The 23,963-nt window shown below is 72.8% G+C and carries 26 protein-coding genes; 14 read left to right on the top strand and 12 right to left on the bottom strand.

What is annotated here, in order from left to right; all coding sequences use genetic code 11:
- Positions 1–36 precede the first annotated feature (36 nt).
- From ACVCAG_RS32280 to ACVCAG_RS32270, 3 genes are all read right to left on the bottom strand, one after another.
- Positions 37–981, bottom strand: coding sequence for a hypothetical protein (locus ACVCAG_RS32280; RefSeq protein WP_447191008.1), 945 nt, complete (start codon positions 979–981; stop codon positions 37–39).
- A gap of 23 nt (positions 982–1,004) precedes the next feature.
- Positions 1,005–1,526 carry a SigE family RNA polymerase sigma factor gene (locus ACVCAG_RS32275; RefSeq protein ID WP_440087011.1) on the bottom strand — a complete coding sequence of 174 codons (522 nt, stop codon included), beginning with the start codon at positions 1,524–1,526 and terminating at the stop codon, positions 1,005–1,007.
- A gap of 218 nt (positions 1,527–1,744) precedes the next feature.
- Positions 1,745–3,250 carry a condensation domain-containing protein gene (locus ACVCAG_RS32270; RefSeq protein WP_447191007.1) on the bottom strand — a complete coding sequence of 502 codons (1,506 nt, stop codon included), beginning with the start codon at positions 3,248–3,250 and terminating at the stop codon, positions 1,745–1,747.
- A gap of 367 nt (positions 3,251–3,617) precedes the next feature.
- Here ACVCAG_RS32270 and cseB point away from each other — a divergent pair, with 367 nt between their 5' ends.
- The 6 genes from cseB (at position 3,618) to ACVCAG_RS32240 (ending at position 9,199) form a co-directional block, all read left to right on the top strand.
- Entirely contained in the window at positions 3,618–4,340 is a 723-nt protein-coding gene (gene cseB, locus ACVCAG_RS32265) for a two-component system response regulator CseB (RefSeq protein ID WP_440087014.1), read from the top strand.
- A gap of 1 nt (position 4,341) precedes the next feature.
- Complete coding sequence (locus tag ACVCAG_RS32260; RefSeq protein ID WP_447191006.1) at positions 4,342–5,610, top strand: sensor histidine kinase; 1,269 nt, start codon at positions 4,342–4,344, stop codon at positions 5,608–5,610.
- 270 nt (positions 5,611–5,880) lie between these two features.
- On the top strand, positions 5,881–6,978 hold the full coding sequence (locus ACVCAG_RS32255) for an acyltransferase family protein (RefSeq protein ID WP_447191005.1): 1,098 nt from the start codon (positions 5,881–5,883) through the stop codon (positions 6,976–6,978).
- Positions 6,975–7,256, top strand: a complete 282-nt coding sequence (locus ACVCAG_RS32250; protein WP_440087018.1) for a zinc-binding dehydrogenase — start codon at positions 6,975–6,977, stop codon at positions 7,254–7,256. The genes ACVCAG_RS32255 and ACVCAG_RS32250 overlap by 4 nt, the downstream gene beginning before the upstream one ends.
- Before the next feature lie 563 nt (positions 7,257–7,819).
- Positions 7,820–8,971, top strand: a complete 1,152-nt coding sequence (locus tag ACVCAG_RS32245) for an RNA-guided endonuclease TnpB family protein (protein WP_440087019.1) — start codon at positions 7,820–7,822, stop codon at positions 8,969–8,971.
- Positions 8,972–8,983: 12 nt separating this feature from the next.
- On the top strand, positions 8,984–9,199 hold the full coding sequence (locus ACVCAG_RS32240; protein ID WP_447191018.1) for a zinc-binding dehydrogenase: 216 nt from the start codon (positions 8,984–8,986) through the stop codon (positions 9,197–9,199).
- A gap of 71 nt (positions 9,200–9,270) precedes the next feature.
- Here ACVCAG_RS32240 and ACVCAG_RS32235 read toward each other — a convergent pair whose 3' ends face one another.
- From ACVCAG_RS32235 to ACVCAG_RS32215, 5 genes are all read right to left on the bottom strand, one after another.
- Positions 9,271–9,666, bottom strand: coding sequence for a hypothetical protein (locus tag ACVCAG_RS32235; protein WP_440106259.1), 396 nt, complete (start codon positions 9,664–9,666; stop codon positions 9,271–9,273).
- Between the two features lie 114 nt (positions 9,667–9,780).
- A complete protein-coding gene (locus ACVCAG_RS32230) occupies positions 9,781–11,103 on the bottom strand; it encodes a hypothetical protein (RefSeq protein WP_447191004.1) in 1,323 nt (440 codons plus the stop codon).
- Between the two features lie 157 nt (positions 11,104–11,260).
- Positions 11,261–12,223 (bottom strand): alpha/beta fold hydrolase, encoded by a 963-nt coding sequence (locus tag ACVCAG_RS32225; protein ID WP_447191003.1) that lies wholly within the window; start codon positions 12,221–12,223, stop codon positions 11,261–11,263.
- Positions 12,220–12,654, bottom strand: a complete 435-nt coding sequence (locus tag ACVCAG_RS32220) for a helix-turn-helix domain-containing protein (protein ID WP_440087023.1) — start codon at positions 12,652–12,654, stop codon at positions 12,220–12,222. Before ACVCAG_RS32220 ends, ACVCAG_RS32225 begins: the two co-directional genes overlap by 4 nt.
- A gap of 96 nt (positions 12,655–12,750) precedes the next feature.
- The gene (locus ACVCAG_RS32215) at positions 12,751–13,461 is read right to left on the bottom strand and encodes a TetR/AcrR family transcriptional regulator C-terminal domain-containing protein (protein WP_440087024.1); all 711 of its coding nucleotides are present in this window, start codon (positions 13,459–13,461) and stop codon (positions 12,751–12,753) included.
- A gap of 145 nt (positions 13,462–13,606) precedes the next feature.
- On the opposite strand from ACVCAG_RS32215, the gene ACVCAG_RS32210 reads away from it, so the two are divergent.
- Both ACVCAG_RS32210 and ACVCAG_RS32205 read left to right on the top strand, forming a co-directional pair.
- The gene (locus ACVCAG_RS32210) at positions 13,607–15,265 is read left to right on the top strand and encodes an ATP-binding cassette domain-containing protein (RefSeq protein ID WP_440087025.1); all 1,659 of its coding nucleotides are present in this window, start codon (positions 13,607–13,609) and stop codon (positions 15,263–15,265) included.
- A gap of 63 nt (positions 15,266–15,328) precedes the next feature.
- Positions 15,329–16,204 (top strand): hypothetical protein, encoded by an 876-nt coding sequence (locus ACVCAG_RS32205; protein ID WP_440087026.1) that lies wholly within the window; start codon positions 15,329–15,331, stop codon positions 16,202–16,204.
- 101 nt (positions 16,205–16,305) lie between these two features.
- Here the strand turns inward: ACVCAG_RS32205 and ACVCAG_RS32200 are convergent, their stop codons facing one another.
- The gene (locus ACVCAG_RS32200) at positions 16,306–16,812 is read right to left on the bottom strand and encodes a hypothetical protein (protein WP_440087027.1); all 507 of its coding nucleotides are present in this window, start codon (positions 16,810–16,812) and stop codon (positions 16,306–16,308) included.
- A gap of 110 nt (positions 16,813–16,922) precedes the next feature.
- Positions 16,923–17,369, bottom strand: coding sequence for a MarR family transcriptional regulator (locus tag ACVCAG_RS32195; RefSeq protein ID WP_440087028.1), 447 nt, complete (start codon positions 17,367–17,369; stop codon positions 16,923–16,925).
- Positions 17,370–17,575: 206 nt separating this feature from the next.
- Between ACVCAG_RS32195 and ACVCAG_RS32190 the strand changes: the two genes are divergently transcribed.
- Together ACVCAG_RS32190 and ACVCAG_RS32185 are read left to right on the top strand one after the other, a co-directional pair.
- A complete protein-coding gene (locus ACVCAG_RS32190; RefSeq protein WP_440087029.1) occupies positions 17,576–18,163 on the top strand; it encodes a DinB family protein in 588 nt (195 codons plus the stop codon).
- Between the two features lie 9 nt (positions 18,164–18,172).
- Positions 18,173–19,189 (top strand): NAD-dependent epimerase/dehydratase family protein, encoded by a 1,017-nt coding sequence (locus tag ACVCAG_RS32185; RefSeq protein WP_440087030.1) that lies wholly within the window; start codon positions 18,173–18,175, stop codon positions 19,187–19,189.
- Between the two features lie 118 nt (positions 19,190–19,307).
- On the opposite strand, the gene ACVCAG_RS32180 is transcribed toward ACVCAG_RS32185, so the two are convergent.
- On the bottom strand, positions 19,308–20,663 hold the full coding sequence (locus ACVCAG_RS32180; RefSeq protein ID WP_447191002.1) for a hypothetical protein: 1,356 nt from the start codon (positions 20,661–20,663) through the stop codon (positions 19,308–19,310).
- A gap of 91 nt (positions 20,664–20,754) precedes the next feature.
- Here ACVCAG_RS32180 and ACVCAG_RS32175 point away from each other — a divergent pair, with 91 nt between their 5' ends.
- From ACVCAG_RS32175 to ACVCAG_RS32160, 4 genes are read left to right on the top strand one after another with little or no spacing between them, the layout of a single operon-like run.
- Complete coding sequence (locus tag ACVCAG_RS32175) at positions 20,755–20,955, top strand: hypothetical protein (protein ID WP_440087032.1); 201 nt, start codon at positions 20,755–20,757, stop codon at positions 20,953–20,955.
- Positions 20,952–21,563 carry a methyltransferase domain-containing protein gene (locus tag ACVCAG_RS32170; RefSeq protein WP_440087033.1) on the top strand — a complete coding sequence of 204 codons (612 nt, stop codon included), beginning with the start codon at positions 20,952–20,954 and terminating at the stop codon, positions 21,561–21,563. The genes ACVCAG_RS32175 and ACVCAG_RS32170 overlap by 4 nt, the downstream gene beginning before the upstream one ends.
- Complete coding sequence (locus ACVCAG_RS32165; protein WP_447191001.1) at positions 21,542–22,642, top strand: molybdopterin-dependent oxidoreductase; 1,101 nt, start codon at positions 21,542–21,544, stop codon at positions 22,640–22,642. Before ACVCAG_RS32170 ends, ACVCAG_RS32165 begins: the two co-directional genes overlap by 22 nt.
- On the top strand, positions 22,639–23,061 hold the full coding sequence (locus ACVCAG_RS32160; RefSeq protein ID WP_447191000.1) for a hypothetical protein: 423 nt from the start codon (positions 22,639–22,641) through the stop codon (positions 23,059–23,061). The genes ACVCAG_RS32165 and ACVCAG_RS32160 overlap by 4 nt, the downstream gene beginning before the upstream one ends.
- Positions 23,062–23,121: 60 nt before the next feature.
- Here ACVCAG_RS32160 and ACVCAG_RS32155 read toward each other — a convergent pair whose 3' ends face one another.
- Positions 23,122–23,886, bottom strand: a complete 765-nt coding sequence (locus ACVCAG_RS32155) for an SDR family oxidoreductase (RefSeq protein WP_440087036.1) — start codon at positions 23,884–23,886, stop codon at positions 23,122–23,124.
- Positions 23,887–23,963 lie beyond the last annotated feature (77 nt).

Here is a 23,963-nt window from a genome sequence, read left to right as displayed (position 1 = left end):
CGGGCACACGGGGTCCGGCGGATGCCGGACGGCCGGTCAGGGGTTCTTGACGATCGGCTCCTCGGCCGGCTTGTGGTCCGGCGCGCCCGCCGGTCCCTGGTCCGGCTTGACGATCGACTCCTCGGCCGGCTTACGGTCCGGCGCGCCCGCCGGTACCCGGTCCGCCTTGTGGTCCTGCTTGCCGGCCGGTAGCTGCTCCACCTGGTCGGCGGGCGGGGCCGTGACCGTCACCGGGGTGCCGAAGTCCCCGAAGTCCAGGACGTTTCGCTGGCCGGTGTCGCCGAAGACGACCTCCAGACGCCGGACCCGCCCCTGGTCGTCCACGTTCACGGCTCCGGTGATCTCCACCGGCCCGCCGGCGACCCCCTTGAGACCGGGATCGTCCGCGCCCTCCAGCGAGAACGTGAACCTCTGGCCGGTCCAGCCCTGGCCGGAGGCGGAGCCGTCCTCACGGACCTCGGTGGCCGAACGGAGTCGTTGCAGGGCCGCCTGGGGGTCCAGCGGAGCGAGCTTGACCAGGGCGACGGCCTGCGGAGCGCTCCTCAGCTCCGCTTCGACGCGCGGAGAGACCATCCACTTCGCATCGCGCTGCTGCCGGACGTACATCAGGTCGCCGACGAACCGGGTTTCCGCCCCGTCGCCGGCCCTCGTGATGACACCCACGCGCTGGGCGGGGTCGAAGGCACCGTCGAACGTCTTGGCACCGCTGGTGCTGTGAATCCGGTAGCTCTCCCGGCCGGTGTTCTCGGCCGCGGCGGCCACCTGGGCCTGCGCCGAGGACTGGCTCGCGGGCAGGAGCAGCGCGACCATCCCCACCGCCGCCGCGGCGGCCAGCGAGGCGATCGGGGCCAGGACCCGGGCCGGGCCGCGCCTCGGCGCCGCCGGTGCCGGTATCGCCGGCATCGCCGGCATGAGGTCGATGCCCGCCGGCCGATCCTCGGTGGCCCTGACGAGCAGTGCGCGGAGTTCCTTCTCGTTCATGAACGGCTCCTCGTGTCGGTGTCTCACCGGATCCCACTCCCCTCCGCCTCGGTTCGGTTGACCATCGTGTCCGGCGAGATCATCCGGCGCATCGCCCGCAGACCGCGGTGCGTGTGGGTTTTGACCGTTCCCGCCGAGCAGCCCATCAGCTCGGCGACCTCCGTCTCCGGCAGGTCCACGAAGAAGCGCAGCACCAGAGCCGTCCGCTGCCTGACCGGCAGCCTCGCCAGCGCGTTCCGGACCTCCTCGGCCACCGCCCGATCCTCCCCCACGTCCCCGGGGCCGGGCAGATCGGGCAGTTCGGCGCGCGGGATCTCACGGCGCCATCGGGCACGCCACCAGGATCGATAGGTGTTGACCATGATGCGGCGCAGATAGGCGTCCGGTTCGCTGCTGGTGTCCAGCCGGTGCCACACCCGGTACAGCTTGCCGAGGCAGGACTGCACCAGGTCCTCGGCCGTGTGCCAGTCGCCGGTGAGCAGGACCGCCGTTCTCAGATGGTGGTCTCCCCGATGTCGCACGAAGTCCGCGAAATCCGCGTCCACCCGGTCTCCTCTCGTCGGTGAAAGCCACCCCTGACACTCCCTGAGCCACACCCCGGGTTGACCGGAAGGTCATGGAGTATCCAGAAATTTCCGCTAGGCGCGGCAATCACCCCGAGCAAGCGGCCCGGCGAGCGCCGGCATCGCTCCCCCGGCGACAGCGAAACCGCCCCGGCGGGACGGTTTCGCCGTCGCCCCTCAGGCTCGGAAGGACCCTCGGTTCACCCGCCGGCCGTCCCGGCCACGACGGGTGCGGACGCGTCCGGCGCCTTCGCCGGGTCCTCGGCGGTACCGCCGTGGGAACGTTCCCGGCCGGGGGAACGCTCGGCCGGGGTGATGCCGCACAGGTCGGCGACGGTGTCGAGGGGGACGTCGGCGGCGACCGCGCGGACCAGCAGGGTCTCCATCCCGCGCAGCAGCGCGTACACCGTGGTGCGGGGCAGGTAGGCGGTGTCGGCCAGCAGGTGGAGCTCGCAGGCGTCCCTGGCCTGACCGGTGATGAACTGGACCGTGGTGGCGTCCACGTGCTCCCAGGAGCCGGCCGGGGAGAAGGTGGTCCGCGCGGTGAGGGCGGCGATCGCGGCGGGATCTCCCGGCGGCTCCACCGCGGGCAGGTCGGGCCAGTCGCCGCCGCCCCGCGTGTCGTTGAAGTAGGCCGACAGGTCGATGGGCCCGCCCCGTTCGCGGCCGAGATCCTCGCGCATCGCCATCAGCCTCAGCGGTTCGTAGAGCGCGTGGCGGTAGGCGGTCAGTGCCTGCCGGTGCCCGGCCCGGGTGGCCCCGGCCAACGTGCCGCCGGGCGGCACGTCCAGCGTGAAGATCCCGTCTTGCGCGGCCGGGCCCACCAGCACACCGATCCGCGGATCATGCCGGTTGGCCGCGATGAGCTGCATCACCACCCGCCGATGCCCGGTCAGCGCCGACAGCAGCACCGCGCTCGCCGTGGTCAGCACACTGGCCGAACTCACCCGCCAGCGCGCCGCCAGCGCCTCCGCGGCCACCCCCAGCGCCACCGACTCCATCCGCACCCGGATGAACCGCGGCTTCTCCGCCACCGCCGGCGGATAGTCGAACATCGACCGCGGCGCCTCCTCCAGCACCGCCCGCCAGTGCCGAAACGCCCGCTCCCCCCGCTCGGCCCCCGCCCCCTCCCGCTCGAAGAACGCCTGATCCATCGGCTGCCACCCCGGATCAGATCCCTCGGTCCCGGCCAGCAGCGCACGCCAATCGGCCGCCAGCAGATCCAGCGCACCCCCATCGGCCGCCAGGTGCGACACCCCGAACGCCACCGCCCGAGGCCGCCCCTCCACCGTCACCACCGCGCACCGCACCGGCAGCCCACCCGCGTAGTCGAACACCTCCGCCGCCAACCCATCGGCCACCTCCCTGGCCACCGCCATCGGCCGGACCCGCCCGCCCACCTCGACGATCTCGACCACCAGCCGCCCGCAACGCGCCACATGCTGCACCACGCCGTCGACGCCCGGCCGGAAATTCGTCCGCAACGTCTCGTGCCGCTCGAACAGCCGCCGCACCGCCCCCAGCACCACATCAAGATCACGCCTGCCGTACACCGGCAACGCCCAGGGCATGTTGAAATAGGGATCATCGTCACCCCGCCACGTGGTCAGCCGCCAGATCGACGCCTGCCCCCAGGTCAGCGGAGCCACCCCACCCCGCGCACCGGCGAACTCCACCACGACCGCACGCCGCGGCAGCTCGGCCACCACCACTCCCGGCCCGTCCGGCGGCCCTACCCGTGCCGCCGGGGCCGGATCGTCGATCCCGGCCCGGGCCAGTTCAAGATCAGATCGCGGAGAAATCACGCCGTCGGAATCCACGCCACAAGGCTGATCTTCCCGAACCATGGTGTCAACAGGTGTTTCGGCAGCTGGACCGCCGTTTTGCCCCTGCGGGACCCGGGTCTTCGCGCGGGCCCGAGGGTGCCCGGCCATCCGGCGCGAGAGGCGATCGATCCGTCCCGCGCGGTGTTCCCGCGACCGGCGCGAGAGGCGGCCGATCCGTCCCGCGCGGCATCGCTGTGAAGAGAGATTATGGTGTCCTGGGTGAGCCATCCGCCGCATTTGGGGAGATATGTCCGATTTAAAGGTCGACAGCGCACCGGCCGCTCCTGTCACCGTGCTGCTCGTCGAGGACGACGCGGTGATCCGCAAGACGGTCTCGATGGCACTGGAGCGCTACGGCTACGAGGTGTCCGTGGCCGGCGACGGCCTGACCGGCCTGGAACTCTTCCGGGACGGGCGGCACGATCTCCTGCTGCTGGATGTGATGCTGCCGAGCCTGGACGGCATCGGGCTGTGCCGCAGGATCAGGGAGTCCAGCACGGTCCCGATCCTGATGATGTCCGCGCGGGGTGACGCACTGGATGTGGTGTCGGGCCTGGAGGCCGGGGCCGATGACTACGTCGTCAAGCCGGTCGACACGTCCGTGCTGGTGGCCAGGATCCGCTCGCTGCTGCGCCGGGCCACCTTCGCCCCGGCTGCCGGGCACGCGCCGGAGCCCGTCTCCGGCGGTGACTTGGTCTTCGGCGATCTGACCATCGACACCGGCGGCCTGGAGGTGCTCCTGGCCGGTGAGCCGGTCACGCTGGCCCCCACCGAGCTGCGGCTGCTGCTGGAGTTCGCGGCGCATCCGGGAATCGTGCTGGACCGGCACACGCTGTTGCGCGACGTCTGGGACTACGGGTGGGACGGTGACAGCCGCGTGGTCGACCTGTGCGTGCAGCGGCTGCGCAAGAAGATCGGCGCCGATCGGATCGAGACGGTCCGCGGGTTCGGCTACAAGCTGCGGCGCTGAGATGGGACACGCCGCCGCCCGGCCGGCACGCGGGCTGCCGAGCTGGAGGTCGCTGCGCTGGAAGATCGCCGCGCTGGTGACCGTGGCGTCCTGCGCGGTGGCGCTGGCCGTCGGGGTGCTGGTGCATCGGAGCACCCTCGATCGTTCCATGGACCTGGGCAGGGAGCAGGCCCTGACCGCGCTGGTGTCCGCGGTGGAGAACCACCGGCGCCCGGGCGGCGCGTGGAGCGGCGAGCCCGACCCGTCGCGCGTCCCGCCCGCGCTGCTCCAGCAGGTCAGGAGCACCGGGAAGGCCGGCACCTGGTACGACGACCGTAACCCGGACATCCCCTGGATGTGGGCGGCCGAGCCCGTCGGCGACCAGGTGGTGGCCGTACAGATCGACATGGGCGTCGAACTGCGCAGCAGGCAGGCGCTCGACCGGCACATCGTGATGGCCGCGCTGGCCACGCTCGGGGTCGTCGTACCCTCCGCGGCGCTGGCCGCCGAGCTGCCCAGCCGGCGGCTGAGACGGGTGGCCAGGACCGCGCGACGTATCGCGGACGGCGACCTGGACGCCCGGACCGCGGAGGGCGGCCGGGACGGTGACGAGATCACCGAGATCTCGGCCACCGTCGACTCGATGGCCGACAGCCTGCAGGAGCGGCTGCTGAGCGAGCAGCGCTTCACCGCCGACGTCGCCCACGAGCTGCGCACCCCGCTGATGGGCCTGGTCACCTCCGCCGAGTTGCTGCCGGAGGGTGAGGTCACCGACCTGGTCAGGGACCGGGTGCGGGTACTGCGGGCCCTGGTGGAGGACCTGCTGGAGATATCCCGCCTCGACGCGGGCACGGAACACGCCGATCCCCGGCCCGTGGCGCTGGGCGACGTCGTCGAGGACTGCCTGGCCAGGACCGGGCTCCAGGCGCGGCTCACGGTCACCGGGGCCGCCGGGGACACCGGGGCCGAGACCGACCCGCGCCGCCTCGACCGGATCCTCGCCAACCTCGTCGCCAACGCCCACCGCCACGGCCGCGCGCCGGTCGAGGTCACCGTGGACGGCACGACGATCGTCGTGCGCGACCACGGTCCCGGATTCCCCGGCGTCCTCCTGGCGGAGGGACCGCAGCGCTTTCGCACCGGCACGGCCGAACGCGGTCGCGGCCACGGCCTGGGACTCACCATCGCCCTGGGCCAGGCCCAGGTGATCGGCGCCACCCTCACCCTGGCCAACGCCGCGGACGGCGGCGCGGTCGCCACGCTCCGCCTTCGAGACCCCGAAGGCTCCTGAGGTCTCCGCGTTTCCCGCGGCCTCTACGGCTTCCGAGGCGATGGGCGGCCTCCGGGCTGATACACACCCGATGCACAGCTGAGCGGCCCCGGATACGCGGTCCCGGCGGCACGGACATCTGCACCGCGCAAGGTGGCCGGTGCGCGCGACCGTCGCGCGCCCGTCCCCCGGAGGTGCCGCCCCATGCGCTCTGCCCGTACCCGCGGTGTCCCGGAAGAAGCCCATGGTCTGCCGGGAGAAGCCCGCAGCACGGCGGGAGAGGCCCGCGGTGTGCCGGGAGACGAAAGGCCGGAGCGCGCGCTCTGGGCCGACGTGGCCAAGGGCGTGTGCATCCTGCTCGTGGTGCTCTGGCACGTCGTCGTGAAGCACTACCTGCGGATCGACTGGGGGGTGTCGCCGCCGATCCCGGGGGCCTGGGGCGCCCTGACCGAGCAGTTGCTGCCGCTGCGCATGCCGCTCTTCTTCACCATCTCCGGCATGTTCGCCGCCGGAGCGGTGGCCCGGCCGTGGCGGGTCGTACGCCGCTCGAAGGTGGGCCGCTTCCTCTACCTCTACGCGGTGTGGCTGCTGATCCACACCGCGGTCCTGGCGCTCGTGCCGTCCTTCGACACCGCCCGCGCCGACGACGTCGCCGACCTGCTGGCCCAGCTCACGATCACCCCGTCCAACCTGTGGTACCTCTACGCGCTCGCCCTGTACTTCGCCCTCGCCAAAGCCGCGCGCCGCGTCCCGGTCGCCCTGGTGCTGGGGGGAGCGCTGGCGCTGTCGGCCGTGGCGTCGACCGGGCTGCTGGAGGCACCGGGCAACCGTGCCGGCCTGTACCAGAACCTCGTCTTCTTCCTCGCCGGGCTGTACTTCCGGCCGTACGTCGAGCGGCTGGCCGCCACCGCGGGCTGGGGACGACTGGCCCTGACCGGCGCCTGCTACGCCGGGTGCCTGGCGGTGGTCGCGATGACCGGCTCCCGGGCCTGGCCCGGTGTCTGGCCGGTGGTCTGCGCCGTCGCGACGGTCTTCGGCGTGACGGCCGCGGCGCTGCTCGGCCGCCGCGCCACGCTCGGGAACGCGCTGGCGAGGTTGGGACGCCGCACCCTGCCCGTCTACGTCATCCACATGCCCCTGCTCGCGCTGCTGCACCTGGCTCTCGTGCCGCTGCTGTCGACCGGCATGGACGGCGGGCTGCGGATCGTGCTCGCCGTCGTCGAACCGGTCGCCCTGACCGCCCTCGTGATGTGGCTGTGCCTGACCCTCCACCGGCTGCTGCTGAGGCTGGGCGCCACCTGGCTGTTCGATCTCCCCGGCCGCGGCTCGCGAGCGGCGGGGTCGGCAGCGTCGCCGTCCAGCTCGGACGGGCGTACGGCGCGCACGTGACCGCACTCGCCGGCGCCGGGAACCTCGACTTCGTGAGAGACCTCGGCGCCCACGAGATCTTCGACTACGCAACCACCAGCCCGGCCGACCTCGACCCCTTCGACGTCGTTCTCGACACCGCGATCGGCACCGAACTCAGCGCCTTCCACCGGCTCCTGGCGCCGAGAGAACGGATGGTGACGATCACCTTCGATTCCCGGCACATGCTCTCGTCACTGTCGTACATCCTCACGTCCACCGTGTTCGGCTCGCGGCGCGTGAGGTTCAGCGTTGTCTAGCGAGGAACCCTGGGCGTTCACGCCCGGGAGGAATCGCTTCCCGGTCCCGGGGTTGTGAACGTCTGGTCGTTGGTCCGGGCGTTTCTGGTTTTCGATGTACTTCTTGATGATGCTCAAGGGTGCACCGCCACAAGGGGGGCGGCGCAGGAGGACGGCGACCGGAAATGGCCGCCCCACGGGGGCGTGTGGACGTGGGCGGAGTACTCCTTGCACGGCAGGCGGGCACAGAGGCCCCCTGAGGGGGAGTTGACCAGGGTCGAGAGGGCGACCTTGGGCGGGGGTGGGGGTGGACGAGCAGGTGCACCCGGTCGGGCACCTGGTCGTGATCAGTGTTGAAGGCGACGAGCGGGGTGCCGAAGCCATCGCACACCCCGATCATGATTTCCGCGCAGGGGCGCAGGGGCGTAGTGGTTCGTCGGTGAAGACGTCGCGCCGGTATCTGCCGATAGGTGGGGATGCAGGCCGGATGCGCGTGCGGTGCGCGGACAACGGTTCGCCCCCGGGTGAATGCCGGAGTCGGGTTCTCAGGTCGCTGACATGGACCGAACGTTATTGTGGGCGAGGTGAAGCTGGTGGTGCAGGTGAGACTCCTGCCGACGCCCGAGCAGGCGGCGGCGCTGGAGGCGACCCTGCGCGCGGTCAACGAGGCCGCGAACCTGGTCTCTGCGGCGGCGTTCGCCGGCGGCGTCAGAGGCGAGTACGCGCTGCGTAAGATCACCTATGGTGAGCTGAAGGCCGCCGGGCTGGGAGCGCAGGCCGCCCAGCATGTGATCAAGAAGGTCGTCCACGCCTACGCCACGCTGCACGCCAACGTCCGCGCCGGGAACCTGGGAGCACCAGGGTCACCGCGCCGCCTGCGCGCGCAGTCCAAACCGATCGTCTTTCGCCCCGGCGCGGCGCAGCCGTTCGACGACCGCTGCCTGTCCTGGCAGCTCGACGCGCGCACGGTGAGCATCTGGACGACCGCCGGGCGGTTGCGGGGGGTGGCGTTCACCGGGTCCGCCGAGCAGATCATGACCCTTGCCGCGTATCGGCGGGGCGAGTCGGACCTGCTCACGCGTGACGGGATGTGGTTTCTGATCGCCACCTGCGACCTCCCCGACCGGCCGCTCACCGTTCCGAACGGATTTGTGGGGGTGGATCTGGGGATCGTCAACCTCGCGACCACCAGCGGCGGGACTCGTCACAGCGGCAAGGGCTTGAACGCGGTCCGCCATCGCCACCGCGAGCTGCGCCGCCGCCTGCAGGCCAAGCAGACCAAGTCCGCCAAGCGGCTGCTGAAGCGGCGCCGCCGGGCCGAGGCCCGCTTCGCCGCCAACACCAACCACACCATCGCCAAGCAGATCGTGACCGAGGCAGAACGCACCGGATGCGGGATCGCCCTGGAAGATCTCCGGGGTATCCGTGAGCGGGTACGGCTTCGCAAGCCCCAGCGGGTCACGCTGCATGCGTGGAGCTTCCACCAGTTGGGGAGCTTCATCGCCTACAAGGCCGCCCGTCAGGGCGTCGCAGTTGTTCACGTCGATCCGGCCTACACCTCGCAGGCCTGTTCCTGCTGCGGGCATGTGGACAAGAACAACCGGCCTGATCAGGCGACCTTCTTTTGTACGTCGTGCGGTTTCGCTGAGCACGCCGACGTCAACGCGGCCCGCAACATCGCCTCGCGCGGTGTGGCGGGCTGGGCAGTGAGTCACGCTGCCGACGACGCGGCCTGAACCGTCGAACCCATCGACGGCGAGGAGCTGCAAGCTCGATCGTTTAAGACCGAGAAGCTGACCGGCAACCCCACCCACCGGCTCTTCGCCGACCTGACCCGGCTGGTGGAGAGCGGGGACCTGCGGCCGGTCGTCGACACGATCCATCCCCTCGCCGACATCGCCGAGGCCCACCGGGCACTGGAGGCCGGCGGCGTACGCGGCAAACACGTCATCCGCATCGGGTGAGCGGAAAGGCCCCGCCGCCGGTGCCGGGCGCGGCGGGGACCTTCGACGACGGGACCTCCGGCGACGCGCGGTCAGGCGCGGCGCAACCCGACGTACTGGAGCTCGGCGAAGGCGCCGACCAGGAGAGCCTGGGCGAGGACGAACGCGACGCCCAGCGGATTGGGATCCACCCAGCCGGTGAACAGCAGCAGGACGCTGTCCACGGCCCACAGCGCGTTGACGGCGATCAGCGTCCAGACGCCTCCCCTGGGCGGCACCGGACGGCCGGCGAGGTAGGCGACGAACGCGGTGAACGGCAGCAGCCCGATCCCGGCCCAGCGGAGCAGCGGCTCGGGCAGGGCGAGCAGATCGGCCAGCGGGGCCGCCGCGACGGCCAGGCCGAGCGCGAACCCTCCGGTGAGGAGGGCGTCCGTCCACAGCACGCGGGTGAGCAGAGGGGTACGGGAGGTGAGCGTGGTCGTGCTCATCGATGTCTCCTTCGCCGAGGATGCGGGCTTCCGGCTTCGCGGAAGGCGTCGGGGCTTCCGACACGCTCAGCACACCGCCTCACCCGCTGCCATCTGCAGACATGGCACTGCCATTCACTGCCAGTTCTCCCGGCGAAGATCATCCGCGACGAGTTTGGCCGCCGCGTTCTGCCAGTTGTAGAGCGTGCGTTCGGGAACCTCCCGGACGAACCAGTCGAACGCCTGCCGCTCGGCGGCGGCGAGCCCGCCGCGGCCGGCCCCGCGCCGGTAGGGACGCAGCCCCCGGACGTACGGGAAGTACAGGACGTTGTAGAACCGCCACTCCTCGCTGGTGCCGAATTCCCCTTCGCGGGGCTTGAGCCGCTGGATGCTCTCCAGCAGCAGGTGCTTCAGCTCTGCGGCCCGCTCCAGCGGGCTGTCACCGGTGACCCGCGCCCCGATCACCGGCAGGTTCGCGAGCGGGCTGCTGGCGAGCTTGCCCAGATCCCCGTAATTGGCCAGGGCACGCCGCGTCAGCCGTACGAACTCGGCCTCGTCCGGCGGCGGCGGACCCTGCTCGCGACGCGGCAGCGCCTCGGACGTCTCGCGCAGCTCGGCCCGCTCGCGGCGGATCCGCGGATCACCGGGAAAGGCGATCCGGTCCAGCGCCCGGTGCACCGGACCGGCCAGCGTCTGTACGGCGACGGCCACCGCGATCACGCCGAACAGCAGCGCCGAGAGGGCGGGCGCGGGCCCGCCGAGCGCGACGGCCAGCGCGACCTGGCCGCCGGACGCGACGGCCACGACCGCCGCCCCCAGCAGGGACCGCAGCATGTCGCGCCAGAGCGCCTCGCCCGCCTGGAACGCGCTGGACATCGCGATGGCCACGCCCAGCAGGACCATGTCCACGTCGACGGCGATGACGGAGAGCAGGCCGGGCGGGCCGAACAGCGGGAACATGAGCAACGCGGCCCCCAGCCCGAAGAACAGCGTGGCGACCGCCGCCAGCCACCCGGCCCGCGGCGGCCTGGCCCGCACGAGCAGCACCAGCACCCCGGCCAGCGGCCCCAGCAGCAACACCCCGCTCACCACCCGCGCCGCGAGGTCCCCTCCCGATCCCGGTCCGGACGCCACCAGCCACGCGAACGCCACGAGCGTGAGCGGGACGAGCCCCCTGGACCAGGCCCGGTCCAGCCGTTCGCCGCGGGGAACGAGGGTCAGCACGGCCCCCGTCCAGAGCAGCGCCGGCAGGTGGACCAGCGTGGTCTCGACCGCGCCCAGGACCTCGGCCGCGGGCCCGGGTACCGCGGTGAGCACCTGGGCGATCGCGAGCGCGGCACCGTAGGCCAGCAGCCCCAGCCCGGCCCGCCGCGGCCCGCGCTCCCGGGGATCCCGCGCGATCACGTAACACCCGAGCCACCAGGTGAGCCCGAACACGGCCGCGACAGCGAAGAGCATCCCGCCCCCCTTTCCGGCCGCGAGCGTATCGGCCGCGCGTTCCGGCCCTGTCACCAGGTGAACCGGAATCCGCGCGGGATCGCCGGCGAGGGATGGCGGGTCAGGCGTCCGCCCGCCTGAACGGTTTCGAACCCGGCGGACGCCTTTACATTGTAGATTAAAAACTTTCCGGAGCGGTGGGCCCTTCCTCCCGGGAGCTCAGGAAGTCCAGGATCGGCAGGGTCTGCCCTCGCAGGAGGTGCCCGGCGCCGGGCAGCAGCCGGACCGTCGCGTGCGGCACGGCGGCCTCCAGCCGCCGCCGGGTGTCGCGGGAGTCCAGGAGCGCGTCGCGCCCGCCGACCGTCACCAGCACCGGCATGCTCAGGCGGCGCAGGGTGTCGTCGTCGAACACCGGGATTCTCTCGCGGCGGGGCCGGAAGTGCCCGTGCACGAGCATCGCGTGCTCGCCGTACGCCCGCATCGGCTCCGCCGAGGGCGGCGGAGGTTCCGGGGACGTCGCAAACGCCGAAGACACAGCAGACGCCGAAGATACAGCAGACGCCGGGGACGCCGGGGACGCTGCCGGGCCAAGGACCAGTCTCATCGTCCTGCCCCTCCCCCACCGGCCGAACGGCATCAGCAGCAGCGCCAGGAGAAGCACCCCGTACTTCTGCTTGCCGATGCCGCTGGGGCACAGCAGCGCCAGGCGGGCGACTCGTCCGGGGCGCCGCGTCGCGTAGTCCACCGCCAACCAGCCGCCGAGCGAGGTTCCCACGATGGAGACGCGCCGGACGGCGAGGGCGGCCAGCACGTCGTCGAGCCACAGCGCGTGGGCGTCGGAGTCCAGGGCGGGCCGCGAGGGGGCGCTCAGGCCGGGCTCGCCGATCGTGTCGACGGCGTACAGGCGCAGGTGCCGCGACCAGGCGGCCACGTCCTCCATCCACATCGCGCTGCTGGCGCCGGAACCGTGCAGCAGCAGCACCGGCGGGGCGTCCCGGGGCCCGCAGGCCACGACGAAGGTCTCGCCCTGCCGGGTCGGCACGCGCAGGTGCTCGGCGGGCACCGGCCAGCGCTCCAGCAGCGCGCGGCAGCTTCGCCCGACGGCACGGGCGCCTTCCTCGGAGGTGTAGACGCCGTTCACGGCCTCTCCTTGGCGAGCATGTCGATGACCTTGAGCAGCTCCGCGGTGCCGTCCAGACCGCCCAGCACGATGATCTTCATGCTGGCCCTCTCCTCGTCGTAGACGACCTCCACGCGCAGGCGCCCCTCGTCGGGGGCACCGCCCGCGGCGAGGGCCATGAGCGTGTTGCTCAGACGGCTCATCGCCTCGAAACCGATCGCGTCGATCTGCACGATGCTGGACACCTCGACGTGCCGCCGGCGCCCGGCCGTCTCACCGGCGGGCGGTGTCACCGGGTGGCCGGTGAAGGCCTCCAGGTCCTCGCGCGCGATCCGGTACTGCTTGCCGATGCGGACGGCCTTCAGCCGCCCGTCGCGCACGTAGGTGCGCACCGTCTTGGCGTGCAGGCCCAGCAGGTTCGCCACCTGTTCGACCGAGTAGGGCTGAGACACCAATTCCCCCGGAAATCCTTTGATTTCCTCTAAAGTACCTCACCATGGGACAGAATAGGGAGTGATAGGGAATGAAAGGGAAGTTCAGGCTTCGTCTCACCGGATCCGCGACTCGATGCCGTCCAGCAGGCAGTCCAGCCCGGCGGTGAACACCGGGTCCCAGTCGTTGCCGATCGGGGACCCGTGCGCGGCGAGGGTCGGATACAGCTCGCGGCGCGCCAGCACGTGCAGGTCGGCGGCCCGCTTCCACTCGGCCTCGCCGTACCCGGCCCCGGCGACCTGCATCGTCACGGAACCGATGACGTAGTTGGCCAGGGCGTACGCGGCGGCGGTCAGACGCGGGCCGGTGAGACCCGCCCCCGCCAGCACGGCGTGCAGGTGTTCGGTGCGGGCCAGGACGTTGGGGCCCAGCAGGGGGCGGTCCAGCGCCCTCACCGACCACGGGTGGCGCAGCATGGTGGCGCGCCACTCGGCGATCAGAGCGGTGACGTCGTCACGCCACGCGCCCTGTGGCCCCGGCGGGACGGGCACCTCGCCGAACACGGCGTCGAGCGCGAGGTCCAGCACGTCGTCCTTGGTCTCGACGTGCAGGTAGAGCGTGGTGGCGGCGGTTCCCAGCCGCTCGGCGAGCCGGCGCATGGTCAGCCGGTCGGCCCCCTCCTCGTCCAGCAGCTCCACGGCCGCCGCCACGATCCGCCCGAGGGTGACCACCGGCTCGGCCCGGCCCGCGCGCGGGGGGCGCAGCCACACCCCCGGCGCCGCCTCACCGCTCTGGCGCCGCGTTCTCCTGCCCGGCGTAGCGCTCACGCTCCTCCGATCCCCGCCTCGTCCACTCCGGAGATCTTAATGGCTTGAGAAGCGGGTCAATCAATGTTCATAGTGTATGACCAATGTTCTAACTGCGGTTTCTCTCCACCACCAGGGAGACTGCCGCCTTCGAGAGGACGCGACCGTGGGACATGTCGAGGCCGACGAGCTGACCTACGTGCTGCCGGACGGGCGGCTGCTGCTCAACGAGGTGTCCTTCCGCGTCGGCGACGGCGTCACCGCGGCACTGGTCGGTCCCAACGGCGCGGGCAAGACCACCCTGATACGGCTGATCGCCGGCGACCTCACCCCCTCCGCCGGGCGGATCACCGCGTCCGGCGGGCTCGGCGTGATGCGCCAGTTCATCGGAGGCCTCCGCGGCGGCCTGACGGTACGCGAGCTGCTGCTGGCGGTGGCCCCGGAACGCGTGCGCGCCGCGACCGCCGAGCTGGAGCGGGCCGAGCGCGCGCTGGAGGAACGCGACCTGGAGGAGACCCAGCTCGCCTACGCCCGCGCCCTCGGCGACTACGCCGACGCCGGCGGCTACGACCTCGAGGTCACCTGGAGCGCCTGCACCACCTCGGCCATGGGCGCCGGCTACGAGCGGGTGGCGGGCCGCGACGTCGGCACGCTGTCGGGCGGCGAGCAGAAAAGGCTCGCGCTGGAGGCGCTCCTGCGCGGCCCCGACCAGGTCCTGCTGCTCGACGAACCCGACAACTACCTGGACGTCTCCGGCAAGCAGTGGCTGGAGGAGCAGCTGGGGGCCACCCGGAAGACCGTCCTGCTCGTCTCCCACGACCGCCGGCTGATCGCCAACACGGCCACCCGCGTCATCACCGTGGAGTCACGCGGGGTGTGGACCCACGGCGGGAACTTCGCCACCTACGCCCAGGCCCGCCTCGACCGCAACGAGCGCCTGCACGAGCGCCGCCGCCGCTGGGACGAGGAGCACGCCCGCCTCAGGAAACTGGTCCACACCCTTCGCCAGAGGGCGACCAACAACGACTCCGTCGCCTCCGCCTACCGGGCCGCCCAGACCCGGCTGGGCAGGTTCGAGGAGGCGGGCCCGCCCGAGAGCGCGCCCAGGGAGCAGAACGTCCGGATGCGCCTGAGCGGCGGCCGTACCGGCAAGCGCGCGCTCACCTGCACCCGCCTGGAGCTGACCGGCCTGACGGAGCCGTTCGACATCGAGATCCACTACGGGGAGCGGGTGGCGATCCTCGGCCCGAACGGCTCCGGCAAGTCCCACTTCCTGCAGCTGCTGGCCGAAACGGGGAGCGGCGCGCCCCCCCGGGTGCCGGCGTCGCCCGCCCCGGCACCCCCGCCGGTACGCCACCGGGGCACCGTGGAACTCGGGGCCAGGGTCGTGCCCGGCCACTTCGTCCAGACGCACGCCCGGCCCGACCTCGCCGGGCGGACTCCCGCCGACATCGTCACGACCGCCGGGTCGCTGACGCTCAACGACGCCATGGCCGCCCTCGCCCGCTACGAGCTCGCCCCCGCCGGCCGGCAGCCCTTCGAGACCCTCTCCGGCGGCCAGCAGGCACGCCTGCAGATCCTGCTGCTCGAACTGTCGGGAGCCACCCTGCTGCTGCTCGACGAGCCGACCGACAACCTCGACCTGGCCAGCGCGCAGGCGCTCCAGGACGGGCTCGCCTCCTTCTCCGGCACCGTCCTCGCCGTCACCCACGACCGGTGGTTCGCCGACGACTTCGACCGGTTCCTGATCTTCGGCGCCGGCGGGGAGGTCCGGGAGTCCGCCGAGCCCCTCTGGCAGCCGGAGCGGACCCGCCGCGCGCGGTGACGGACGGGCGGCGTCCGATTCCTACAAGACGGCCGGGCCGGTCACCCGGCAGCATGGGACACCATGAGTGACAGCATCCTCGACACCGCTCGGGCCTTCGTCCTCCGCGAGGGGCGCCTGCTCGAACGCCGCCTGTTCGCCACCCTCTTCCAGGGGGCGCCCGCCACCGGGGTGGTGGACGCCCTGCGCGGCCACCGGAACGCGGACGGCGGCTTCGGCCACGGTCTCGAACCCGACAAGCGCTGCCCCGACAGCCTGCCCATCGACGTGGAGATCGCGTTCCAGACACTGCTGGCGGCCGGTGTGCCGGCGACCGGCCCGCTGGTGCCGGAGGCGTGCGACTGGCTGGCGACGGTCGCCGCGCCCGACGGGGCGGTTCCCCTGTCCCTGCCGGTCATGGAGGCCTATCCGAGGGCCGTGCACTGGTCGGAGTGGACCTACACGCCGGGGCTGAACCCCACCGCCGGGCTGGCCGGGCTGCTGCACCGGATGGGCGTGGAGCATCCGTGGCTCACCCGGGCCACCGACTGGTGCTGGTCGGCACTGGAGAAGGGCTTCCCCGAGGACGCGCACGCCATGTCCGAGACGCTCGTCTTCCTCGAACACGTCCCGGACCGCGATCGGGCCGAACGCCTCGCCGAGCGGGTGCCCGAGTGGCTTCCCGAGCTGAAGTGGTACCGGAGCGATCCCGCGGACCCGGAGTACGGGGTCACCCCCCTGCACCTCGCCCCCCACCCCGGCAGCCGCTGGCGCCGGCTGTTCACCGACGAGGTGATCGAGGGCCACCTCGACCGGCTGGCGGCCGACCAGCAGCCCGACGGAGGGTGGGCCATCACCTGGGAGCCTCCCGGCGCGGCCGCCACCCTGGAGTACCGGGGGGTCGAGACCCTGCGGGCCCTCCAGGTGCTCAGCGCCTACCGGAGGGTGCCGTCGAGCTGACGGGGCGGCGGGCGGTGGCGAGACGACGGGCCTGCGGGACGTCCCCGCGGCCCGTCACCCGGGGACGTGCTCACGAACCGGCCCGTCGCCCGAGGGCACGCTCACGGATAGGCCCCCGGGCGGGCGATCATCAGGACGACGACGCCCGCCCACAGCAGGTTGTAGATCCCGGCGACCATGGACAGCCCGCGCAGGCGCCCGCCGTCGTCGGGCACGGCGAGCGCGTCGCGTTGCTCCGGATATATCCGCAGAGCCAGCAGGCCGCCCGCGAGCGCGGTGAGGGCGATGGAGACGAGGATCCACCCCTCGCCCATCCGGCCCTGGACGAGGGCCAGGACGATCCCGACGACGGGCACGACGACGCCGAAGACGCCGTAGACCCGGGTGATGCGGTGCAGCGCGACGGCCACGGCCCGGTTCCGCTCCCCGGAGCCCTCCGGGGGCGCCGGGGCTTCCGGGGGGAAGCCGGCCTCGGCCCCCATGGCCGGACCCGCGGGAACGCCGGCGGCGACCGGCGCGTAGCGGGGGAACAGGCTCGTCGCGACGGCCGAACCCCCGACGAACACGATGCCGGCGAGCACATGGATCGACAGCAACACGGCTTCCACGGGTTCTCCCTTCCTCACGACCTTCAGGCAGGCTGAAGCCTAACACGGAAGCTTCAGCCAGACTGAAGCTGAAGGGAGGGGACGTGACGCACGGGCGCCGGGCGGGTGGATCAGGGCGTGGCGGGACCCCCGAACGCGGCGCGTACGGCACCGGCGACCTGCCGCTGGATCGGATCCGCGGCGGGGCCGAACAGCAGGTCGTCGACCTCGGCTATCGCGCCCGCCGCCGCGTCGAGGAGGCGCGCCCCGTCGGGCGTGATCTCGATGGCCGACGCGGAGCCGGCGCGGGCGGTGTTGTCGCGCACCAGCCCGGCGCCGGCGAGCACCTTCACCGCGCTGTGGACACTCTGGACCGTCGTGCCGGACATGCGTGCCAGGTCGCTGAACGACACTCCGGGCACGCCGGCGATGTGACCGAGCAGACCGAGCCTGCTGACCGTGAGATCGAGCGGCGCGAGGGCGGCGTTGAGCTCGGTCTCGATCCGGCGCGCCAGCGTGAGCAACACGATGGAGACGCTGGTCGCGGGCGGACCGGGACGGCTGTTCTCGATGGTCACCTCCCCAGTCTCCCGCACCGCGGAAGTACCGGGCCGTCACCGGCGGCGCGCGGCGCGTACGGCGGGCGGGCGCCACCGGTGACGGCCCGGCGAGATCCGCCCGTGCCCGGCCCGCGTCGGCCCGCACACCGCCCGGCCCGCACGCCGCCCTTCCGGCCGGTGAAAACAGGTGGCAGGCCGGCCGGGAGCGGTGCCAGAGTGCCCGGGTGACCGTACCTCGCGTTGATCTACTGATCCGGCAGCTCGACATCGCATGGGCGCTGTTCGAGTACCACCTGAAGGACCTCGACGACCAGGCCTGCCTCTGGGAGCCCGCGGCGGGCTGCTGGACCGTCCGGCCGGACGGTCAGGGCCGCTGGGTGGCCGACTGGGAGGTGCCGGAGCCCGATCCCGCGCCGGTCGTCTCCATCGGGTGGCTGACCTGGCACATCGGCTTCTGGTGGACGACCACCCTCGGACACTGCTTCGGATCCGGGGCACCCGCGCGCGAGGAGATCACCTGGCCGGGCGGCACCGCGGCCGCGGCCGACTGGTTGCGCGGGTTGAGGGACGACTGGCGGGCGGCCCTGCTGCCGCTCACCGACGCCGACCTCGACTCCACCGACAGGACCGCCGGCCTGCCGTGGGGACGGGAACAGAGGCTGGTGGACATAGCGGGCTGGGTCACCGTCGAGCTGACCAAGAACGTTTCCGAGATCGGCCTCGTCCGCCACCTTCACGCAGCGCGGGACATGTCCTTACGAGATGCGAACGTCGTCGCCGCGCCTCCTTCGCGCGAGCGGGGACGGGGATAGCGTCGCCGCATGAGGACACTGGTCACCGGCTCGGCCGGGTTCATCGGAAGCCACGTGGTCGAGGCCCTGGAGAGGGCCGGGCACGAGGTCGTCGGTTTCGACTCGCGGGCGGGCGGCGGGGATGTGCGCGACGGCGCGGCGCTGGACCGCGCGCTGGGCGGCGTCGACGCCGTGGTGCACCAGGCGGCGAAGGTGGGGCTGGGAGTGGACGTGTCCGATCTCCCCGACTACGCCTCGGTGAACGTGCTGGGCACCGCCACGCTGCTGGCCGCCATGGCGCGGCACGGTGTCGGGCGGCTGGTGCTGGCCTCGTCGATGGTGGTGTACGGCGAGGGCGCCTACGACTGCGAGGCCCACGGCAGGGTGCGGCCGGGGCCCAGGAGCCGCGACGACCTCGACCGGGGAGAGTTCGAGCCCCGGTGCCCGCGCTGCGGGCTTCCCGTGACGTCCGCCGTCATCGGCGAGGACGCCCCGGCCGACCCGCGCAACGCCTATGCCACGACCAAGCTCGCCCAGGAGCACCTGGCGGCGAACTGGGCGCGCGAGACGCGCGGCGCCGCCGTCGCGTTGCGCTACCACAACGTGTACGGGCCCCGGATGCCGCGCGACACCCCGTACGCGGGGGTGGCGGCCATCTTCCGGTCGGCGCTGGAGGCGGGCCGGGCCCCGCGCGTGTTCGAGGACGGCCGGCAGCGCCGGGACTTCGTGCACGTGCGCGACGTGGCCGCGGCCAACCTCGCGGCACTCGGCGCCCTCGGCACGCTCGGCGCCCTCGGCGCCTCGGCCCCGGGAACGCTCACCGCCTACAACATCGCCAGCGGGGAGCCGCGCACGGTCGGGGAGATGGCCGCGGCGCTCGCGGACGAGCGCGGCGGCCCGGCGCCCGTGACCACCGGCGAGTACCGGCTGGGCGACGTGCGCCACATCGTCGCCGGCTCGGAGCGCGCGCGGACCGGACTGGGTTTTCGCGCCACGATCCCGTTCGCGGACGGGATGAAGGAGTTCTCCACCGCCCCGCTCGGCTGACGGTGAGACTGACGGTGAGGATGCGGACGAACGCCTCCAGGTGAGGCCCGGCTCATCGTCCGGCCGACCGCGGCGCACCGCCTTCGGCGAGGAGCGGCGCCGCGCCGGTGGCGCCCGGTCACCACGGGGAGATGACGAGTCCCTGCAGCAGGAGTCCCGTCAGTGCCTGGGCGGCGAGCCATCGCCGGCCGGGGGACCGGACGGCGGCCAGGACGATCCAGACGGCATAGGGAACCCAGATGCGTTCGACCTCTCCCCTGGTCACCCCGCTGACGTCGAGGGCGAGCACGGCCACGATCGCCGCCGCGACCAGGGCGCGCACGCCGCCGGGGGTCGTCCGCACCAGGCCCGCGGCGGTGGCCGGGCCGGTCAGCAGCGCCAGCACGGCCAGATTCGCGACCAGGAAGTAGAGGTAGGGCCGGGCCGCGCCGGGGTCGGCGGCCCACTCCGCGTGAGTGGCGAGCACCCCCGAAGGCCACAGGAAGCCGCCCGCGGCGAACGCGGCCGTGACCGCCGCCACCCCCGCCAGGCAGGCGATCGCGGCCGCGCGGGAGATCCGCGTGACGACCGCGGCGACCACCGGGATCAGCAGGTAGGGCACGAGGCCGTAGCTGAGGTACGGCAGCGCCCCCAGCAGCACTCCCGCCGCCGCCCCGCAAAGGACGCGTGCCCTGCTCCCCGCGCTCCCCGCGCTCCCCGCGCTCCCCGCGCCCCCGGACACCAGCAGGGCCACGCCCCAGGCGCCCACCCCCGCGAAGAGGGCGTCCATGCTCGTGGCGATCCAGACCGCGGCCGGGCTCAGCGCGAGGTACGGCAGCGCGAGCCGGGCCGTCTCCTCCCCCGCGAGCCGCCGGACGGTGACCGCGACGGCCACGACCGCCGAGCAGCCGACCAGCACGACCAGCACCGCCGCCCAGAACGGACCGGGCAGCCCCACCCTCGCCAGAGCCCAGAGCACCAGCACGGGCAACGGCGGGTGCCCCCGCACATGGGTGGGATAACCGGGAAGCCGTTCGGTGAAGGAGGCCAGCCAGCCCAGCGGGTCGTCCCCCACGGCGGGCAGCACGGCCGCGTACTCGTACGGACCGGTGAACGGCCTGGCCAGCCCCTCCCCGGAGACGGCCAGCAGCACCGTCCACGCCAGGGCCGTGCCGTACGCCACGAGCAGGGCCGCGCCGAAACGCGCCCGCGCGGTCAGGGCGGGCAGCACGGCGACCGCGAGAACACCGAGGAGCAGGGGCGGCAGGAGCGAGATCGACGGCGTGCGGAAGTGCCCGTGCAGCGGCGGCAGGTGGTCGATGGGCAGCATGCCCAGCGCGTGCAGAACGGCTCCGGCGGCGAACGCCGCGGCGATGAGCGAGCCCCACAGGACGAGCGCCGGCCCGCTCCGGCGACCGCCCGGACCGGCGGCCGCCCGCGACGGCCCGTCCGCCGCACGCGAAGCCCTGGTCTGCTGCCGGAAGTGCTTGATCACCCTCCTACATTAGGTACGAGCGGCGTTCTTCCCGGGACACGTCACTACTCCGTAAGGGTTGGCGGGCCCCGCCGACTTTAACGTCGCATGCATGAAGATCGATGTGGTGCTCCCGAGCCTGGGCGGGGAGACGGCCCTGCCGCGGGCACCGGAGCGCATGCCTGACGGTTGCCGGCCGATCGTGGTGGACGACGGGTCCACGGACGGATCACCGCGCGCGGCCGGGACGGGGGCGGTCCGGCGGCCGGGCGACACGCCGCCCGCCGCCCGCCGGGAACGGGCGATCCGATGATCGGGCAGCTCTACGAGAGATCCCTGGCGGGAGCCGCGATCGAGATGGAGTACGCCGACGGCCGGATCGCGCCGCTCGACGCGGTCCGCTGGCTCGCCCCGATCGACGGGGACGAGGCCATGCTGTCGCGGTGCGCCGCCCCCACGCTGGACGTCGGCTCCGGTCCCGGCCGCCTCACCGTCGCACTCGCGCGGCGCGGCGTCCCCGCGCTGGGCGTCGACGTCGCCCCCTACGCCGTCCGGCTCACCCGGCGCGCGGGAGGCCGGGCGATCTGCCGGAACGTCTTCGACGAGTTGCCCGGCCCCGGCCGCTGGGCCACCGTGCTGCTGGCCGACGGCAACATCGGCATCGGCGGCGACCCCGACGCCCTGCTCCGCCGGATCCGCGAGCTGCTACGGCCCGGAGGCGAGGTCGTCGCCGAGGTCCAGCCGCCGAGCGCGGCGGGCCGCGTCGAGCACCTGCGGCTGCGCGGCCGCGGGCTCGCCGGCCCGTGGTTCGGCTGGGCCACCGTATCCGTCTCCGACCTGGGAACCCTCGCCGGGCGCAACGGTTTCTCCCGCGTGGAGTCATGGAAGGAGGCCGGGCGATGGTTCGCAAGCCTGCGCTGATGGAGAAGGTGGCGTTCACCAGCGCGCTGCGCTCGGAGGGCGTGGCCGCCCGGCTCGGCGTGCTGCTGGGGATCAGCTTCACCGTCGCCCTGGCCACCGGCCTGTTCAGCCACTTCCTGCAGCATCCGCCTCCCTGGCTGAACTGGCCGTCACGACCCGTCTGGCTGTACCGCGTCACCCAGGGCGTGCACGTCATCGGCGGGCTCGCCACGATCCCGCTGCTGCTGGCCAAGCTGTGGACGGTATACCCGAAGCTGTGGCAGTGGCCGCCGCTGCGTTCCGCCGCGCACGCGGCCGAGCGCGCGTTCGTCCTCCTGCTGGTCGCCGGTTCGCTGTTCCAGCTCTTCACCGGGCTGCTGAACGTCGCCTACACCTACCCGTGGTCGTTCTTCTTCACGACCGCGCACTACTGGACCGCGTTCGTCGTCTACGGCGCTTTGATCATCCATGTCGCCACCGAATGGTCCAAGGTCCGCCGCTCCATCCCCGTCCCGCTGGAACCGGACCGCCGCCGGTTCCTGCTCACCGCCGGCGCCGCCTCCGGCCTGACCGCGCTGCTCACCGTCGGCGAGACCTTCACGCCGCTCGAGCGGCTCGCCGTGCTCGCGCCGAGGAACCCGGGGATCGGGCCGCAGGGCCTGCCCGTCAACAGAACCGCCGAGGAGGCCGGAGTCGGACCGGCGGGCGCCGAGTACCGGCTGGTCGTCGACGGCGCGATCCGGGCGGAGTACTCCTACGAGGAGCTGCTGCGGCTGCCGCAGCACACGGTCGAGCTGCCGATCTCCTGCGTCGAGGGCTGGAGCGCCTCCGCGCACTGGACCGGCGTGCGGATGAGGGACCTGGTGGCCGGTGCCGCGCCGGACGCCGTGGTCACGGTGGAGTCGTCCGAGCGTCCCTCCGGCGCCTACCGGGTCAGCGAGCTGCGACCGCCCCACTGGAACGACCCGCTGACCCTGCTCGCGCTGCGGGTCGACGGTGAGACGCTCCACCTGGAGCACGGCTACCCGGCCAGGCTCATCGCGCCGAACCGGCCCGGTGTCATGCAGACCAAATGGGTGAAGAGGGTGACGGTCTCATGAAGGTGGCCGGTTACGTCGCCGGGATCGGGCTGATCCTGCTGGGGTTCACCGGTCTCCTCGCCGACGCCGGCCAGACCCGGCCGTTGAGCTGGGCGATGTGGTTCGGCGGCCTGGTGATCGCACACGATCTGCTGCTCGTGCCGCTGATGCTCGCGGCGGGGCTCCTGGTACGCCGGATGCGGTGGCCGTACCGGGCCGCGACGGTGATCGGCGCGCTGATCACCGTCGTCGCCCTGCCCGTGGTCCTGGGCTTCGGCCGGCGGCCCGGCAACCCCTCCCTGCTGCCACTGGACTACGGGGTGAACCTCCTCGGTGTGCTCGCCGTGATCGCGGCCGGCGGACTGCTCGCCGACCTGCTCACCCGTGTCCGTGAGAGGCGCGTCCGTGAAGCGCGCCGGGCGCCCCGCCCGCGCGGCTGAGGAGCCGATGGGAGCGCCCCCTCACGACCGCGTCCCCGCGTCGCCGGGACCGGGGGGCGCTCAGGTGCGAGGGCCGAGATACATCCCGCCGCTGACGTCGAGCACGTGGCCGGTGACCCAGCGGCCGTCGTGGGAGGCCAGGAACGCGACCGCGTCGGCGATGTCGGCGGGCAGGCCGATCCGGCCCAGCGCCGTCAGGCCGCTCATGAACTCCTCGACGCCGGGATCCTCCAGCAGCGAGGCGTTCAGGTCGGTGAGGGTGGCGCCCGGCGTGACGGTGTTCACCGTGATCCCCCGCGCCCCCAGCGCGTTCGCCAGGGTGAAGCCCATGGTCTCGACGGCTCCCTTGGTCATGGCGTAGGAGGTCTGGAAGGGCGTGGCCACCCGGGTGCTGGCGGAGGAGACGGTGATGACGCGCCCGCCGTCGCGCATCAGCGGGAGGGCCCGCTGGATGATGAAGAACGGCGCCTTCACGTTGACGGCGAACAGATGGTCGAACCCCTCGGGGGTGGTCTCCTCGATCGGCCCGGCCGGCGGTCCGGCCGCGTTGTTGACCAGGATGTCGAGCGGCTGTCCCGCCAGGCCCTCGCCCAGCCCGGCGAACAGGGTGTCCACGTCGCCGTCGACGCCGAGTTCGGCCCGGATCGGGAAGGCCCGCCCACCGGCCTTCCCGATCTCGGCCACCGTGTCGTTCGCCGCGCTCTCGTTACTGCCGTAGTGCACGGCGGTCAGCGCGCCGTCGGCGGCGAGCCGCCGGGCGATGGCCCGGCCGATGCCGCGTGAGGCTCCCGTCACCAGTGCCGTCTTGCCGGTCAGGCTTCCCATGCGAAGGCTCCCTCGTCGGTGTTGGTGCGGCCAGCCTCCCCGGCGGCGCTGACCGTCCGCGCACCGAACACCGGCCG

Source organism: Streptosporangium sp. G12, from assembly GCF_052983175.1.
This window is presented reverse-complemented; position numbering and strand designations above follow the sequence as displayed.

Excerpts from the sequence above, each read along its gene's own strand:
- ACVCAG_RS32185 (WP_440087030.1), top strand. The coding sequence starts at position 18,173 with ATGAGGACACTGGTCACCGGCTCGGCCGGGTTCATCGGAAGCCACGTG.
- ACVCAG_RS32235 (WP_440106259.1), bottom strand. The coding sequence starts at position 9,666 with ATGAGCACGACCACGCTCACCTCCCGTACCCCTCTGCTCACCCGCGTG.
- ACVCAG_RS32260 (WP_447191006.1), top strand. The coding sequence starts at position 4,342 with ATGGGACACGCCGCCGCCCGGCCGGCACGCGGGCTGCCGAGCTGGAGG.
- cseB (WP_440087014.1), top strand. The coding sequence starts at position 3,618 with ATGTCCGATTTAAAGGTCGACAGCGCACCGGCCGCTCCTGTCACCGTG.
- ACVCAG_RS32170 (WP_440087033.1), top strand. The coding sequence starts at position 20,952 with ATGATCGGGCAGCTCTACGAGAGATCCCTGGCGGGAGCCGCGATCGAG.
- ACVCAG_RS32160 (WP_447191000.1), top strand. The coding sequence starts at position 22,639 with ATGAAGGTGGCCGGTTACGTCGCCGGGATCGGGCTGATCCTGCTGGGG.
- ACVCAG_RS32205 (WP_440087026.1), top strand. The coding sequence starts at position 15,329 with ATGAGTGACAGCATCCTCGACACCGCTCGGGCCTTCGTCCTCCGCGAG.
- ACVCAG_RS32155 (WP_440087036.1), bottom strand. The coding sequence starts at position 23,886 with ATGGGAAGCCTGACCGGCAAGACGGCACTGGTGACGGGAGCCTCACGC.
- ACVCAG_RS32280 (WP_447191008.1), bottom strand. The coding sequence starts at position 981 with ATGAACGAGAAGGAACTCCGCGCACTGCTCGTCAGGGCCACCGAGGAT.
- ACVCAG_RS32175 (WP_440087032.1), top strand. The coding sequence starts at position 20,755 with ATGAAGATCGATGTGGTGCTCCCGAGCCTGGGCGGGGAGACGGCCCTG.
- ACVCAG_RS32165 (WP_447191001.1), top strand. The coding sequence starts at position 21,542 with ATGGTTCGCAAGCCTGCGCTGATGGAGAAGGTGGCGTTCACCAGCGCG.
- ACVCAG_RS32230 (WP_447191004.1), bottom strand. The coding sequence starts at position 11,103 with ATGCTCTTCGCTGTCGCGGCCGTGTTCGGGCTCACCTGGTGGCTCGGG.